This is a genomic window from Cronobacter muytjensii ATCC 51329, assembly GCF_001277195.1.
GTDB lineage: Bacteria > Pseudomonadota > Gammaproteobacteria > Enterobacterales > Enterobacteriaceae > Cronobacter > Cronobacter muytjensii.
Window position 1 is genome coordinate 3,955,284 of record NZ_CP012268.1, and the last position, 15,069, is coordinate 3,970,352.

General features: G+C 60.3%; 17 protein-coding genes. All 17 read right to left on the bottom strand.

Features of this window, described 5'->3' with window-relative positions:
• Nucleotides 1-3 precede the first annotated feature (3 nt).
• Entirely contained in the window at nucleotides 4-1,047 is a 1,044-nt protein-coding gene (tssG, locus tag AFK63_RS18070; protein ID WP_038866230.1) for a type VI secretion system baseplate subunit TssG, read from the bottom strand.
• Nucleotides 1,044-2,915: a type VI secretion system baseplate subunit TssF gene (gene tssF / locus AFK63_RS18075; RefSeq protein WP_038866231.1), complete on the bottom strand. Its 1,872-nt coding sequence runs from the start codon at nucleotides 2,913-2,915 to the stop codon at nucleotides 1,044-1,046. The genes tssG and tssF overlap by 4 nt, the downstream gene beginning before the upstream one ends.
• 2 nt (nucleotides 2,916-2,917) lie before the next feature.
• Nucleotides 2,918-3,487, bottom strand: a complete 570-nt coding sequence (gene tssE, locus AFK63_RS18080) for a type VI secretion system baseplate subunit TssE (RefSeq protein ID WP_038866233.1) — start codon at nucleotides 3,485-3,487, stop codon at nucleotides 2,918-2,920.
• A complete protein-coding gene (locus AFK63_RS18085; protein WP_038866235.1) occupies nucleotides 3,480-4,319 on the bottom strand; it encodes a type VI secretion system accessory protein TagJ in 840 nt (279 codons plus the stop codon). Before AFK63_RS18085 ends, tssE begins: the two co-directional genes overlap by 8 nt.
• A 25-nt stretch (nucleotides 4,320-4,344) precedes the next feature.
• Nucleotides 4,345-5,340, bottom strand: a complete 996-nt coding sequence (locus tag AFK63_RS18090; protein ID WP_038866237.1) for a hypothetical protein — start codon at nucleotides 5,338-5,340, stop codon at nucleotides 4,345-4,347.
• Between the two features lie 18 nt (nucleotides 5,341-5,358).
• On the bottom strand, nucleotides 5,359-6,153 hold the full coding sequence (locus AFK63_RS18095) for a PP2C family protein-serine/threonine phosphatase (protein ID WP_038866240.1): 795 nt from the start codon (nucleotides 6,151-6,153) through the stop codon (nucleotides 5,359-5,361).
• Complete coding sequence (gene tagH, locus AFK63_RS18100) at nucleotides 6,150-8,084, bottom strand: type VI secretion system-associated FHA domain protein TagH (RefSeq protein ID WP_038866242.1); 1,935 nt, start codon at nucleotides 8,082-8,084, stop codon at nucleotides 6,150-6,152. Before tagH ends, AFK63_RS18095 begins: the two co-directional genes overlap by 4 nt.
• Before the next feature lie 227 nt (nucleotides 8,085-8,311).
• The gene (locus tag AFK63_RS18105; RefSeq protein ID WP_038866244.1) at nucleotides 8,312-8,704 is read right to left on the bottom strand and encodes a T6SS amidase immunity protein Tai4 family protein; all 393 of its coding nucleotides are present in this window, start codon (nucleotides 8,702-8,704) and stop codon (nucleotides 8,312-8,314) included.
• A 25-nt stretch (nucleotides 8,705-8,729) separates the two neighbouring features.
• Entirely contained in the window at nucleotides 8,730-9,095 is a 366-nt protein-coding gene (locus AFK63_RS18110; RefSeq protein WP_038866247.1) for a T6SS amidase immunity protein Tai4 family protein, read from the bottom strand.
• A 48-nt stretch (nucleotides 9,096-9,143) separates the two neighbouring features.
• The gene (locus tag AFK63_RS18115) at nucleotides 9,144-9,626 is read right to left on the bottom strand and encodes an Hcp family type VI secretion system effector (RefSeq protein ID WP_007713486.1); all 483 of its coding nucleotides are present in this window, start codon (nucleotides 9,624-9,626) and stop codon (nucleotides 9,144-9,146) included.
• A gap of 205 nt (nucleotides 9,627-9,831) precedes the next feature.
• The gene (locus tag AFK63_RS18120; RefSeq protein WP_038866249.1) at nucleotides 9,832-10,230 is read right to left on the bottom strand and encodes a Rap1a/Tai family immunity protein; all 399 of its coding nucleotides are present in this window, start codon (nucleotides 10,228-10,230) and stop codon (nucleotides 9,832-9,834) included.
• A 41-nt stretch (nucleotides 10,231-10,271) separates the two neighbouring features.
• Entirely contained in the window at nucleotides 10,272-10,715 is a 444-nt protein-coding gene (locus AFK63_RS18125; RefSeq protein WP_038866257.1) for a T6SS amidase immunity protein Tai4 family protein, read from the bottom strand.
• A gap of 6 nt (nucleotides 10,716-10,721) precedes the next feature.
• Entirely contained in the window at nucleotides 10,722-11,141 is a 420-nt protein-coding gene (locus AFK63_RS18130; RefSeq protein WP_038866260.1) for a Rap1a/Tai family immunity protein, read from the bottom strand.
• A 67-nt stretch (nucleotides 11,142-11,208) separates the two neighbouring features.
• Nucleotides 11,209-12,708: a type VI secretion system contractile sheath large subunit gene (gene tssC, locus AFK63_RS18135; RefSeq protein ID WP_038866262.1), complete on the bottom strand. Its 1,500-nt coding sequence runs from the start codon at nucleotides 12,706-12,708 to the stop codon at nucleotides 11,209-11,211.
• 3 nt (nucleotides 12,709-12,711) lie between these two features.
• Nucleotides 12,712-13,236 (bottom strand): type VI secretion system contractile sheath small subunit, encoded by a 525-nt coding sequence (gene tssB, locus AFK63_RS18140; protein ID WP_007713494.1) that lies wholly within the window; start codon nucleotides 13,234-13,236, stop codon nucleotides 12,712-12,714.
• A 75-nt stretch (nucleotides 13,237-13,311) separates the two neighbouring features.
• Nucleotides 13,312-14,334 (bottom strand): type VI secretion system protein TssA, encoded by a 1,023-nt coding sequence (tssA, locus tag AFK63_RS18145; protein WP_038866264.1) that lies wholly within the window; start codon nucleotides 14,332-14,334, stop codon nucleotides 13,312-13,314.
• A gap of 9 nt (nucleotides 14,335-14,343) precedes the next feature.
• Nucleotides 14,344-15,054 (bottom strand): type VI secretion system-associated protein TagF, encoded by a 711-nt coding sequence (gene tagF / locus AFK63_RS18150; RefSeq protein WP_038866266.1) that lies wholly within the window; start codon nucleotides 15,052-15,054, stop codon nucleotides 14,344-14,346.
• Nucleotides 15,055-15,069 lie beyond the last annotated feature (15 nt).

Below are 15,069 nucleotides of genomic sequence, written 5' to 3' on the forward strand. Positions count from 1 at the left end.
TGATTACCTTTCCGCGCGAAAAACCAGATCGCCGCGCGGCTGTGGGTCAGGCTGCTTACCAAGCCAGGCGCTGTAGCCCAGGCGGCCGGTGCCGCCCGGCGTGACGCCTTTTACCGCGTCGGCGCGCAGGATAACGCGCACCTCCCACTCGTACTCAATGCCCATGTACTGACGCACCCAGTCGCGCAGCTCCTCAACCCACGGCTCGCCGGGCAGAAAACGCTGGTACGTCTCTTCATCCAGCGGGCCGAGTTCGATACGGAATTTATGCTGTACGTCGCGCACCGCCACGCCGAGAAACGCCGCCTCACCGAGCCGCGGCAGCCGGCGGCCCGCGCCGAGCCGCGCTTTCTCACGTTCGGTTAACGGCATCCACTGCGGGATGTTCTGTACGATGTTCACCGGTACGCGGAAGTAGTGGCGCAGGATTTTTTCGAGCCCTTCAGCGTCGCGCCCGTTGCGCGTCAGATGGCCGACCAGCGAATAGCGCGCGTGATGGCTCAGGCTGCCCTTTTCCATCTGCCCCGGCTGGCCCATGCCGATAAGCGAGGCGAGATATTTTTCAATACGCGGCCCGTCGGGGCGGTCGAGCGACGCGGTCGGCTGGGCGTCGGCCCAGGCGCGGTAAAACAGCAGCGTCAGGCGGTGGTGGAACAGGTCCGCAAACGCGCTCATGCTGTCATCCTGATGATGATACAGCCGCTCGCGCGCATATTCGGTGAGGTGCACCGGCAGCGGGCCATTCGGGCCAAACAGACCGAAACTTAAAATCGACACATCATACAGCGGCGTGTTTTCGCGCGGTTTGACTGTCGCAAGCGTCGAGGGCGCAAACGCCATCGACGGCTGCTGGCCGATACGCAGCGGCTCAAAACGCGGCAGCGGCGCGCGGCCTAAACGGTAACGCTCGCCGCCCTGCGCGTCGAGACGGCGCAGCATCTGAAACAGATCGTAGCGCCAGGGCGCCGCCATCATCTGTTGCCAGTACCCTTCCGGCAGACGGGACACGCGCTTTACCGGCGCGTTCTGTGGCAGCGTTTCGCTCATAACAGCGCCCTTTTACCCATTCGCGGCCCCCAGTAGCCGACATCGCCGCGCTGCTGACTCTTGAGGGTAAATTCGGTGAAGCTGTTCATGGAAACCAGCCGCGCGAAGACGCGCTCCAGCACGCTGCCAAGCAGCCACGGGCTGGAGCCGGAAAACGCCTGTTCGTCGACGGTCATCGTAATGCCGACGCCGCGCGCAAAGACAATCGGGCCTGGCTCCGGTACGCGGCGATGCACCGGCTCCAGCACGCAGTGCCGAATGCCGTCTATCTGGCGCGCCACCGGCGCCTCCGCGAGACGCGCGTACAGTCCGAGCAGCTGACGCAGCGCGGCGGCGCCCTCGCCGTCTTCGGCGTCCATCAGGCTTAAATAGTTCATTTGCAGCTGGCTGATAAGCCGCCAGGTGCTGAAGCCCTCCGCCAGCGCCGGGCGCGGCGGCGTCGGCCCTTTGCGCATGGTAAGCGCGCGCACCGGCATGGAATCCGGCAGCACAAACTGTCCCATATCCTGCGCCAGCATCAGCGGCAGGTCGCGGCTGGTGCACATCACTTCGGCAGTGATGTAGCGCAGCTCGTCGCGCCACGGCGCGTGGCTTGCGTCCACCAGCGAGACGAACGCCTCGGAGCCGATATAGCCGGTACGCGTGCCGTAGCGCAGCGCATGTTCCGACAGCGCGCGCTGTTCGCGGCGCAGCGAGAAATAGGCCCCGTAGTTGCCGCCGTCGCGGCTCCAGGTGCTCCAGAACGGGCGAAACACCTGATCGTCGCGCTGGCCGTCTTCGCTGGCGTAAATTTTGCTGACCGAGAAAATCTCGTAATCAAGCGGGCGGATGTTGTCCACCACCAGGTGATACTCGCTTAAGCCTTCGGTGAGCTTCTGGCGCTCGGCGATTTTCGGGAACAGGTTGATAACTGGCGTGCAGTGCATCGCCAGGTGGCTTTTATCCACCACCCGCTCCAGCGGCGTGTCGGTTTTATCCAGCAGAATAATGATATCGAACGCATTCGACTGGCCGCTCTGGGCCAGCAGTTTTGTCAGGCCGCTCAGGCTTAAGAACTGAAAGCGCGCCGGGAAGGCGAAGTATTCCTGCAACAGGCGATAGCCGTCGAAATTGCGCAGATCGTCCGGCAGTAGCGCCTGGTCGGCGTCAAAGCCTTCCTGACGCAGCGCGTCGTCGCCAAGCACCACGCGCGCCGGTTTCGGGCCGACGGTCTGGCAGAAGATGCCGACGCGGTGCTCCATCAAAAGCTCCAGCAGTTGCAGCGCCTGAAGATCCGGCCCGCTCAGGAAGAAATCGAGACGGTCGAAATCGAGATGATTGAGCATCACCGGGCCGTCGCAGGCGATGCGCACGCGCAGGGCGCTGACCGCGCCGCGCTGGCTTAAACCGAGCTGGCTTAGCGGCGCGTCGGCCGGCACGCCGCCAAGCTCTACCTGGCTTATGTGCAGCGGCAGCAGGCGGACGTCATGCGCGGTGGCATAGCTACAGGTGACGCCGTTCTTTTTCAGCAGCTGGCTGTCCATCATGGTGCCGCGCGGCACCACGAATCCGTTGCTCAAATCCCCTTTGGCGCTGTCCGGATGCAGTTCGGCGATGGCCATCGACGGCGTCGGCGCCAGGTAGTTCGGCGCGAGCATCTCCAGCAGACGCTGGGAGAAACGCGGAAATTCGGCGTCCATTTTGAGCTGTACGCGGGAGGTGAGAAAGGCGAAGCCTTCCATCAGGCGTTCGACGTACGGGTCCGCGACTTCTATCCCGCGCATACCGAGCCTGCCCGCCACTTTCGGGTAGCGTTCGGCGAATTCCGCGCCCATTTCGCGCAGATACGCCAGCTCTCGGTTGTAGTATTCGAGCAGTTTACTGTCCATGTTTACCCCGCGTCTTTCAGCTCAAAATGGCCGTTTTCCAGATCCACATCGGTGCGGAACAGAAACTCCAGCGGCCAGGGCACGCACCACAGGCGGCCTTTGATCTCAATCGATAATACGTTGTGCAGGTCGAGCGATTTGGTATCGCAGACGCAGCGCACCTGTAAGCCCTGCGGCATGATGCGCGGCTCGAAGTTCAGAATCGCCTCGGTGAGCCGCTGCTGGATGTCGGGCCACTCGATCTCCGACATCCGCTGGCCCGCGAGCGGCGACACGCCGAAATTCCAGACCGAGCGGCGCACATGATCCACCCGGCTGAGATCCTGCTGCGCTTCGTTGTTGATGGTGTTAAACAGCCACTGCAAATCGCGCAGGACATGGCGACGCAGCGCGCTGTGGGAGACGAGATTGCTGTTCGCCGGCTCCTGGCGCTTGTCCGGCGCGTCGTCGGTCAGGCGATCAAGCAGCGACGGCTGCATTTTGTCGCGCGCGCTGACCGCCGAGGGGTTGCGGCGCGAGCGATAGCCGTGGCGCAGCAGATCGCCGCTGTCGTCCTGATACGGTTTATTCATGCGACGCGTCGTCCGGCAGCCCGAAAGCGAGCATATCCAGCGTCAGCAGCGCGAACTCCTGGTCGCCGCTCAGCCAGACTTTCTGACCCGCGCCGAGATAGTGAATGCCTTCGGCGTCCAGCGGCTGCCACTCGGTCGTGCGCGCCAGCAGGAAGCGATCTTCCGCGCCGGTTTCCAGCGGGTAGCGCGCCGGGATCTGACAGACCTGTTCGGTGCCATCCACCAGCTGCACCATCGCGTGACGCCACACCAGATCGGTGACGCTCGCCGGTGCCTGGAAGCGAATGGAGGCGATGGCGCTGAACGGCACCCAGAAGTAGTTGCCGTTGACGATAAGCTCGCACACCGGCCCCAGACGGGCATCGCCGTCCATCAGCCAGTCGAAGCGCGTCGGTTCGCCCGGTTCGCCTGACTCGCCCGTCGCCATCGTCAGCTCGCCCGGATTGGCCTCGGCCTGCTCCAGCGCGTCGCTGCGAAGCGCGCTTGCGCGCGCCGGGTCGGTTTCGGCCAGCGCCTGCAGCAGCAGATCCAGCCACGGCCACTGTTCGCCCGGCATACGCGGACGCGCGCGACCCGCCATCACTTCGGCGCGCTGCTGCTCGCCTGCGATAGCCTGTTGCAGTAGCGTCACGGTGGGCTGCGCCTGCGGGGCCAGCGCGGCCCAGCTTTTCAGCTGGGTCAGCGCGCGGGTCCAGTTGGCGTTGAGGCAGAGAAACTGCACAAACGCGGCGCGGCGATCGGCGTTGCCCGGCTGGGCTTTGATATCGCCCTCAAGACGGGTCAGCGCGTCGCTGACGCTCGCGCCGGCCAGTTGTTGATACAGCGTATTCATAACGGCTCCTGGCGTTTAACGGTAATTACAGCGCGCGATAAGCGCCCGCCGCAGGGTCGCGCAGCTGCGGATGCAGCGCTTCGATCAGCAGAATATTGAGCGTAGCGCCCGGTGCCAGATACGCGGACCAGACCTTGCGCACCTCATCCAGGCGCGCGCGCAGACGCGCGTCGTCGCTGGCCTGCTCGCGGGAGATTTCTACCGCGACGGTGCCCTGGGCCTGCCAGACGTTCTGCTCGCGGTTATACGGCAGGATCATCCAGCTCTGAGCGGAGCGGCCATCGCTGACCACCATGCGCTCGTTGTTAACGCTGGTGATAAGCAGACGATCGGCGTCAACGCTTGCGTTAATGCCAACAATCGGAAAACCGTGCACGAAGGTGACCGCGACTTTTTTCTCGCCCGCGTCGCCCATCTGGGTGACTTCGCTGCGGCCATTCAGCCAGCCGCCTTTTTCGCAGATGCCGTCGTCTTTCGCTGGAATAAACAGGGCCTGCGCGTCAGCGCCGCCTTTCCAGAAGGTGCGCAGGTGGCAGCCGTCCTGAAGATTAAATTCCAGCCACGGAGTGCGGTCCGCGGGCGGAGAGAGATCTTCCGGGCGGCCCTGCGGCAGCGTGTCAGGAACGGCTGGCGTGGCCGTGGCGGCCGTGGTTTGCTCCGGCGCGGCGGCGGGCGTCACAACCGGGTTCCAGTCACCGCTTTTGGTGGCGGTGCCGTTCGCCAGCGCTTTGCCCTGGGTGTCGTTCAGCTGCCAGCGCACGGTTTTCAGCTTGCCGCACTGGCTTTCCAGCAGCGAGCCGAGACGCGGCATAAAGTTATCCAGCACCTTCGGCGTTTTGTCGCCGCTGGTCACGATACGCAGCGGCAGTTCAGGGCCGCACCAGCTTTGCGGGGTGTTGTCTTTGATGTTGTCTACCCAGACATCCAGTTTCAGGGTATTTGACTGAACGATACGGTAATTATCTGCCCAGACGCTGGATGACGCCGCAAGCAGAGCCAGACCCGGAAGCCAAAGTTTCATAAAAGTCCTTGTTAGCCTTTAATCTCGAAGGGGGAAAAACTGCGCCGCGTCAGAGAGCGTATGCAGCAGCGTCGTTTCCTGGGGCGATCCTACCCAGACCGCAACGGCACTGTAATTATCCTGTTTATCATGCCCCTGCTCACCATTTTTCAACAGTATTTGATTCATCAAAGTGAGCCATTCATCTGGGGTATTCACCATATGAAGGGATTTTTTCATCTGCTCTTCGCTCACGCCGTGCCAGAAGCCGTCAGTGCAGAGCAAAAACGCGTCGCCATCTTCAATCGGCACCACGTCGCTGTAGCTCGGCTCGCGGCCCTCATCGCCCATGCCGAGCGCGAAGTACAGCAGGTTGCTGTTCACGCCGTCCGTCTGATGACCGGCGTCTTTCATCTGCTGCACCAGGCTGTGATCGGTGGTGACGTGATAGAGCCAGCCGCGACGAAACAGATACAGGCGGCTGTCGCCCGCGTGCGCCCAGTAGGCCAGATGATAGTCGCGATCGATAAACAGGCTCACCAGCGTCGTGCCCATGCGGTGGTAATCCTGCACCGCCTTCTGTTCGGCGCGGATCGCCTTGTTCGCCTGATTCACATACTCGCGGATGTACTGCGCGTTGAGATGCTGTTCCCCGTCGAAACGCGAGAGAATGGCGTTGCGCGCAAGCGCCGCGGCGACGTCGCCACCCGGCAGGCCGGCGATCCCGTCGCACACCACGAAGCAGGCGGCGCGTTCGCCGACGGTCTCGCCCGTCTGATCCTGGTTGCTGGCGCGCTCGCCCTGTCTGGAGAGTGAGGCCGTGCTGATATTCATTCTTCTTCCGATCCGCTTTGTGAGTCTTTGTATTGATTCACTTCCATGTCATAAGCGTGCAGGAAGGCTTCGCCAAACAGCGTGTGGAAATCGTCTTCGATCTCGCCCGCGGTATCGCTGTAGTGGCGCACAAAGTAATCCCACAGCGCGGCTTTGCGGCTCGCCGGCAGCGCCAGGCGGGAGACCACGCCGTCGCGACGCGCCTCTTCCTCAAGCTGCTCCGGGTTAAAGGATTGCAGCATGGCGGCGATAATGGCGCGGATCCCGGCAATCATCCCGAGCTGGTGCGCCTGAAGGTCAATCAGCGCGTCACGCACCGATTTTTTCGGCGGCATAAAGCCCGGCATACGGGTGCCGAACATCTGCATCAGCACGGTTTTCCCGGACGGCAGCAGCTTGAACGGGTTGTTGGCGTCATCCAGCACCATCGTCATGTCCGCTTTCACGCCGCGCTTGAGAATAGAGCGCGAGGAGAGCAGCGCTACGGTGCCCTGCGAGAACATACTGAGCATCTGGCCGAGCTGGCGCATATTGTCGCGGTCGAACTGCGGCGTCGGTTGCAGCTCGCCGAGGCCCATGCCTTCAAGCAGCGCTTCCAGCAGTTCGCCGTTCAGCACGTCGCCGTTGGAAGCCGTCGGCACGCCGCCCTGGCTGGTCGGCGACTGCACCGGGTCGATGCGCAGGCGGCCTTTCGGCGTCTGCGCGGTGCTGCGCGCCACGGCCTGCGGGGTCGGCAGGGTAATGCCCGCGTAATCCTGCACTTCCGGCGGCTCCGGCTGCACTTCCACGCGCGTCACCGGCGGTTCTTCCGGCACTTCTTCCGGGAACAGCGGCGAACCGGCGAGCGAGGCCAGATCCAGATTATCGTCCGCCTTCGGCGCCAGCGGCGAGGTCATCTCCGGCTGCGGTTTTTCCGGTGGGGTGTGCGGTTTCGCAGGCTCCACGTCCGGTTTCGCGGCCTGTGGCGGCGGTGGTGTCAGCGGGGCCGCGCCTGCGGAGAGCTCATCCGGCGGCGTCAGCGGCACCGCGCCGCCCATCATCAGGCCGAGCGGATCGTCGCTACGGCTCTGGGCAGGCGTCGAGCCCACGCCGCCGAACAGCGCCAGCGGGTCAAGCTCTTCTTCGTTTTCTTTATGCGGCGCCTGCGGTTTCGCAGCCTGACGGTTGTCAGACGGCGGCACCAGCGTGGTCGGCGTTACATCGTTGAAAATGCTGTCTTTATCGAACGGCGTGTCATCTTTGAACAGGCTGTCCGGGTTGACCCTTTCATTGCCAAAAAGCGGCTCGCTGCCGCCGCTGGTAAAGTGCGCCAGCGGATCTTCCGGGTTGCGGTCCGCCTCTTTCGGGGCGTTAAACGGGTTGAACGGCTGCGCTTCCGGCGCTTTCGGGCGCGCGCTCTGGCTCTGCCCCTGGCTGATGCTGTCGGAGATAGAGAACTCCTGCATCAGGCTGTCCCAGATTTCGGTCGGCACCGCGGTAGGTTCCTGTGCGGCCGCGTTTGACGACGGCTGCGGCTGCGCGGTTTGTGCTGGCTGAGGCGCCTGCGGTTGCACTTGCGGCTGCGGCGCGACGTTTGGTTTCGGCGCGGCCATCGCGATGACCGGCTGCGCGTTCAGCGCCAGATCGCTGACCTGTACGCGATATTCATCAATGCCCAGTACGTCGCCGTCCTGCAACTCAACCTGACGGCCACGCTCCAGCGGGATATCGTTCAGCACCACGCGGGTGACGTTGCCGCGGTTAGTGATGCGGCATTCGCCGTCCGCAGAGATATGGACAATCGCCTGCAGGCGGGAAATCGTTCTCTCGTCGTCCGGCAGTACCAGATTGTTATCCGTACCACGGCCAATCGTGCCGCCCGGCGGGTAGAAGTCACAGCTGCTCTGAGGAGGCTGGTGGCCGGGCTTGTTGGTGATAATCGTGAATCGCATAGCGTATTCCTGCCTGGGGTTATTAGCGCTCAAACGTCGCGGGTCTTATCAGACGCCCGACGTTTGAGAGCTAAGGAACAGAGCCGCGTCTGCGCGCGGCCCGTGACTGCCTGTCGTTAAGCCTCGCGCCTCACAACCGGACGGGTTTATTCTATTGATAATATGTATATCAGCGCTATTAACATCATCGCTGCGCATAAACATAGTTGCTGTCGCCCGGCGGTGATTTAAAAATTTTCCACGCCTCGCGCGGTCTTTTGCCTGCTAAAACGCTTATACAACGCGTCAGTTTCCGGGCTTTGCGCAATCAACGCGCATTTCAGCACGCGGTAATCGTTTTTGGTGGTGCCGCCGAGGGGCGTTTTCAGCGCCTGCGCAATAACGGAATCCGCCTGGTTAAACGCCTCAATCGGTAAATCGCTTGCCTCCAGCCACGCGGCGGCGCTGGCGTTAGCGTCCGCTTTCAGCGCGGCGCTGTCAGCGATAGCGCCGATACAGCGGCTCTGCACCCACTGGGTAAAAATCTGCGGCTGAGTAAAATCGCTGATGGACGGCTGCGCCAGCGCGGCGTGGCAAGAAAACGCGAAAACCGCTAACGCCGCGCTGTATCTTTTTAACATAAGGAGCGTCCTTATCGCGGCCCGCTTAATGATCCGGCTGGCCTTTATAGCGGCGAATAAGCGCTACCAGTTCGTCGCTATTTATGAAATCGATGCATTTCGCGAGCGTCATCGGCTCGCCTGACTGGCTGCCATACTTTTTCGCAAGAAACGTCTGACCCAGTTTGATGACTGCCGAATGCGCTTCGAGAGAATAATCGCCAAATTCCAGATAACCTCTCGCTGCCGCTGCGGCGTCGTTTTTCACTTCTGTAGATTCATAGCCCTGCGCAATGCAGGTGCTTAGCGCATAATTTTTCAAATATTCTTCCGGGCTGTACGCTGTGCGAGCAATGGCTTGCACAGAAAATAAGCCCACTGACACCATGACCCACTTAAATCTCGTCGCCATCCCTGCGCCCTGTAAGAGGTAAAGTGAGCCCTTGCGGGCTCACTATGATTACGCTTCTTTGTTTTCTTTGATGTTCCAGCCAGCGCTGGTTTCTGCGCCTTTACCACCAGAAGACGTCTGCTCCCAGTACTGCTGTTTCACTTTAGCCGCCTGGAATGCATAGGTAACACCTACGGTGTCGCCGTTGTCTGCGCCGGTGTACTGTACGGACGTTACCAGCACGTCTTCCAGGGTGATGCGCGCGTATTCAACCTGCTGGCCGCCAGCTTTGCAGACAGACAGCTCAACTTTAGTCAGGTGCTTACCGCTGGAGCAGTGCTTCAGGATAGCGGTGGTGGATTTGTCGATCAGCGCGTTAACATGCAGATCGTTGAAATTCACTTTACCGGCACCGCCGCCGCCGCCCACGCTCATGTTACCCGGCTGGGATGCGCCCCAGGAAAAAGAGGTGATGTCGGTCCAGCCGGTGTGGTTGGAATCTTTAGATTCGCCGGTTACACCGTCTACTTTCAGGAACATATCAATAGCCATAATATCTACTCTTCGTTAATGACGATTATTGCTTTCGAAAAAGCGCTTAATATGGCAAACAGGAAAGCATGGGGCTGAATAAAACCATCCATATTTTACCTCTGCCTCTCAGCCTGACAGCATGTTTATTCCGTCAGGCGATCTCAGCGGCCCGCCCAACGCGAGCCGCTAAAATAGGTGATTGATTACTGCGGGTATAACGGTCTTATTTGTCAGCGTTATTGTGACAAGGGAAATAGTGTTTAAGCGCTTCAAGCATCAGGACGCTGGCTTTCTCTTTAAGCCGTTCGGGCGGTAATTTTTTAAAGTAACCGTATGTCCATTCGCGAAGCGCGGAGGGCATCGTGGTTTTACTTTTGCACCAGCCCATGCCTTCTGTCGCATCAAAAAGACCCAGCAAATAAATTTGTGCCTGTAGCGAGGCTTCTTTATCTGCTCTGTCATTCCAGGCGTTTAAGAGCTGCTCGCCTGTTACGTTGCCTCTGTCTGGATCGAAATGGTTTTTCTGGCTCTCGTCGGGGTCGATAACCCATACTCCTGCCAGCACCGGCGCACTCAGCATGACGGCACTCAGCACGGATGCCAGAGCAAAAGAACGTTTCATGAATGTCCTTATTCGTTATTTCCTTAACGATCCGGGGCGGGTTAATCGCTCTGCCATGAGGGATTGTCTTGCATCCAGCTCTGGCTCGCATCACCAATAAGGACTTCCTTACTTAACTGTTCCAGCGCCGGGCTGTGATAGAGGCGTAAACAGTTAAGCGTCACGCCCTTAATAGAACGCCCTGCTAATGCTTCCGGCGAAAAACCATTTCGCTGGTCGCGATATTTCAGGATGAGCGCATTGACCTTTTCATTCCCTGTGTCGATGTCTAAGGGGATCCATTGCATTAAGGCATAAGCGCTGAAGCCCGCATCGGTACTAAAAGCGCTGTCGTCAGTGGACACCTGTGCCAGACACCGGGCCAGCACCATGTCTTTAAAAACCTGTTTATAAGGTAAGACTTTAAAAAACGCGGCTGACTCCTGAGCAGAATTCGCTAACGCGCTTGTGCAGATAAACAGCAACAGCGAAAAAGGGATTTTCATGAGCGTTTACTTACAGGCATGATTTTCTTTTAACGCCTCAACGATAAGCGTTTTGGCTTGCGCGTTTTTAAGCCGCTCAGGCGATGATGTAGCAAAATAGTCGTAGGCGATACTGCGCAACGTGCCCGGTTTCGACGGTCGTTCAGGACACCATAATATGCCTTCGGTCGCATCCATCACGCCCACGAAATACATATCGGCTTTGATACGCTCGCGCTCGTTCTGCCTGTTGCTCCATGCCGTAAAAAAACGCGCGGCGGACAGATGGTTGTCGAAGGCGTTTAGCAGCGCCGGGTCGCGCGTCAAAAACGTCGTGCCGTCCTCAGGCAAATCCTCTGCCCGGGGGTATTCATAAACCGTGGTTTGCGCGGCTGCCAGTGCCGACCACGCCAGCAAACCAACAGCCAGTACCCTAAGCATTTTCATCACGTCTCCCTGTGATTGCGAGGTCAGTGACAGGCCGCAAGGCGTACCCTTACGGCCTGAGCCAGACTTACGCGTCGTTGCTCTTCAGCGACGGCAGCTTGGAGACCAGACGCAGAGAAACGGTCAGGCCTTCCAGCTGGTAGTGCGGACGCAGGAAGAACTTGGCGGCGTAGTAGCCCGGGTTGTCCTCGATCTCCTGAACCTGCACCTCGGCTGCCGCCAGCGGCTTACGGGATTTGGTTTCCTGAGAGGAGTTCGCCGGGTCGCCGTCCACATAGTTCATCACCCAGTCGTTCAGCCAGCGTTCCATTTCGTCGCGCTCGCGGAAAGAACCGATCTTGTCGCGAACAATGCACTTGAGGTAGTGCGCGAAACGGCAGCAGGCGAACAGGTACGGCAGGCGGGCTGCCAGACGGGCGTTCGCGGTCGCGTCCGGATCGTGATATTCCGCCGGTTTTTGCAGCGACTGCGCGCCGATAAAGGCGGCGAAGTCGGAGTTTTTGCGGTGGATCAGCGGCATAAAGCCGTTTTTCGCCAGCTCCGCTTCGCGACGGTCGCTGATGGCGATTTCGGTCGGGCACTTCATGTCCACGCCGCCGTCGTCGCTCGGGAAGGTGTGACACGGCAGGTTTTCTACCGCGCCGCCCGATTCCACGCCGCGAATGGAGGTGCACCAGCCGTACTCTTTGAAAGAACGGTTGATGTTGGCCGCCATCGCGTAGGCCGCGTTGGACCAGTTGTAGTTGGCGTGGTTGGCGCCATCGGTCTCTTCTTCAAAGTCGAAGCTGTCCACCGGGTTAGTGCGAATGCCGTACGGCAGACGCGACAGGAAACGCGGCATGACGAGACCCAGGTAGCGCGCATCTTCCGACTCGCGCAGGCTGCGCCAGGCGGCGTACTCGGTGTTCTGGAAGATTTTGGTCAGGTCGCGCGGGTTCGCCAGCTCCTGCCAGGATTCCATCTGCATCACGCTCGGCGCGGTGCCGGTGATGAACGGGCAGTGCGCCGCCGCGCCGATGCGCGCCATTTCGCTCAGCAGTTCAACATCCTGCGGGCTGTGGTCGAAGTAGTAGTCGCCCACCAGGCAGCCAAACGGCTCGCCGCCGAACTGGCCATACTCTTCTTCGTAGATTTTTTTGAAGATAGGGCTCTGGTCCCAGCCCACGCCCTTAAAGCGTTTCAGGGTGCGGCCCAGCTCCTGCTTGGAGATGCTCATAAAGCGGATTTTCAGCATCTCGTCGGTTTCAGTGTTGTTGACCAGATAGTTCAGGCCACGCCAGGCGCTTTCCAGCTTCTGGAATTCGTCGTGGTGAATAATCTGGTTAACCTGCTGAGACAGCTTCTCGTCGATACCGGCAATCAGGTTCTGAATGGTGCGGTAGGTGTCGTTCGAGAAGGTGACGGTGTTTTCCAGCGCCTGTTGCGCCAGGGTTTTCACCGCGTTTTCGACGGCCGAACGGGCCTGGTCGGTTTTCGGGCGGAACTCTTTGCTGAGCAGCGCGCTGAATTCGTCCTGGCTGAACGCCTGCTGCGATTGCAGCTCTTGCTGTTGAGAAGGATTGCTCATCGATTACTCCTCGTTACCTTTCGTGCCATCGTCATTTTTCGGCATCTGGCTCAGCGATTTGAGCAGCGTCGGATCCTGAAGCACTTTCGCGATAAGCTCTTCGGCGCCGTTTTTACCGTCCATGTAGGTCAGCAGGTTAGAAAGCTGGGTGCGGGCTTCCAGCAGCTTGTTCAGCGGCTCGACCTTACGCGCCACGGCGTCCGGCAGGAAGTCGTCCATGCTGTCGAAGGTGAGATCGATGCTCAGTTTGCCTTCGCCGGTCAGGGTGTTGTCCACCTGGAACGCCACGCGAGGCTTGAGCGCTTTCATACGCTCATCGAAGTTATCGATGTCAATTTCAAGGAATTTACGCTCGTCCACCGCAGGCTGCGGGTCGACCGGCTTCCCGACCAGATCAGCAAACACGCCCATCACAAACGGAAGCTGAATTTTGCGTTCCGCGCCGTAGATTTCCACGTCGTATTCGATCTGCACGCGCGGCGCGCGGTTACGGGCGATAAATTTCTGCCCACTGTTACTCATTGGCATGATGTTCTCCATCAAAGATGCGCGGTGAAATTCGGGCGACGGGCCTCATGCCTGCCGCCGTAAAGAGAAACGCCGTTACTCGCGGCGTCCGATAATGTTTTCCACCTGATGCACGCTGTCGGGCGCCAGGTCGCGAATAAGATCCATGAAATTCATTTCAATCAGTCGCTGCACGCGCTCAATCATCAGCGGCGCGGGATGGCTCGGCTCGTGCCGGGCAAAGTATTGCTTCACTTTCTCAAGCATCAACTGGGCGTCGTCGCGCGTTTGCAGTTGCACGTTACGCCAGTCAGTTTCCACCACCCGCGCCGGGGCGCTGGCGCTGACGGCGGCAGGCGCGTTTTCCGCCTGCGTCTGGGTTTCTTCGACATCCTGCGGCGCGTGTCCTTCGCCTGGCTGGCAGGCCTGCGCCACAATGCTGGTGAGCTTCTGGAGCTGCTCCATTTCCGGTACCCCGCTCTCGCCGAAGTGGCTGACCAGAATGCTGCGGATAGCTTCCAGACGCGCGTGGATCTGGATTATCGCCTCGATGCCCGGCTGATCGCCGCGCGCGAGTTCGTCCACCAGCCGCGGACGTCCGCCCGGATAGCCGGGGCATTCGCTTTTGCTGTTATCCAGCAACGACTGGGCGTCGCGCAGCGTAATTTCATCGCCGTTACTGCGCAGCAATGTGGCGCCGCGCAGCGTCGCGGTCAGGGCAGATTTATCGCCGAGGCCCGCCAGCGCGTTAATACGGTAGAACGGATCTTTTTCGCCATACTCTTCCAGCAGCGGATAGAGCGGCTCCCAGTAGCGCGTCAGCGCTTCCTGGATAAGCAACAGCCCGTCGGCATAGCCCGGCAGCCCGCGGCGTTTAGCCCACGCGTGGGTGAGCGCCAGCATGACGCGCAGATCTTTGGTGCGCTCAAGCAGCGCCAGGGCCAGCTTTTCAACTTTAGTCCAGTCCGCCGGCTCTGCCGGAATAATGGTGTCGCCAAACTGCTGTTCCGCTTTGCCCTGGCTTGCCTGTTCCATCGCCTGATAATCGGCGTCGTACTCCAGATTGTCGCCGCACGGCTGCTCCGGGCTCACCGGAGCGAGAAGGGTTTCAATATCCATCGAACTGCCTTATTCGAACATGGGCGGGTAGAGCCCGTGGCGACCCGGACGCGCACCGCCCGCCGGATCAAACAACAGCGAAAAGAGCTGCCCGGTAAAATTGCCGCTGTGTACATGCGTGTAGAGCGGATAACCGTCGCTGCGGTTGGTCCACCAGAAACTGGTCTGGCGCTGCGGATCGAAACACTCCGCCGCCTGCCGCCAGCTCAGCGTCACCGGCGTCTCTTCATAACCGATGACATCAAGAATTTCCGAGCGATTTTCCGGCGCGGGCAGCGCCGGTGACGGAATGGCCAGCACCGCCTGGTCGAGCTGTTCAGCGGAGAACGCGTTGCGCACCGCGTGATGCAGGACGCGCCCGAGCTGCTGATACCAGGCCTCCGCTAACGCCAGATGCTGCGGCGTCCACTCGGCGGGGCTGAACGCCACCGTCGCGAGAAGCGGATACTGACGCCCGACGCTGTCGCGTCCCGGCATCAGGCAGCCCATCTGCACCTGCTGACTGCCGAGCATCGGGGGAACCACAAAGTTCCAGACCGGCGCGCTGGAGAACTGGCGGTTGCCCGTCTCGCGCTGTTCATCCTCTTTCTGCCAGTTCAGCAGCCCTACCTGAAACCAGTGCGACCACTGGCGTTGCAGGGCATCGGGAAAGCGGCGCTGGAGAAAGTCGCCGGCACTGGGCAGTTTCCCGTACCAGCTAATCGCAGGGTAATGACTCATTATCCGTTCCTTGCG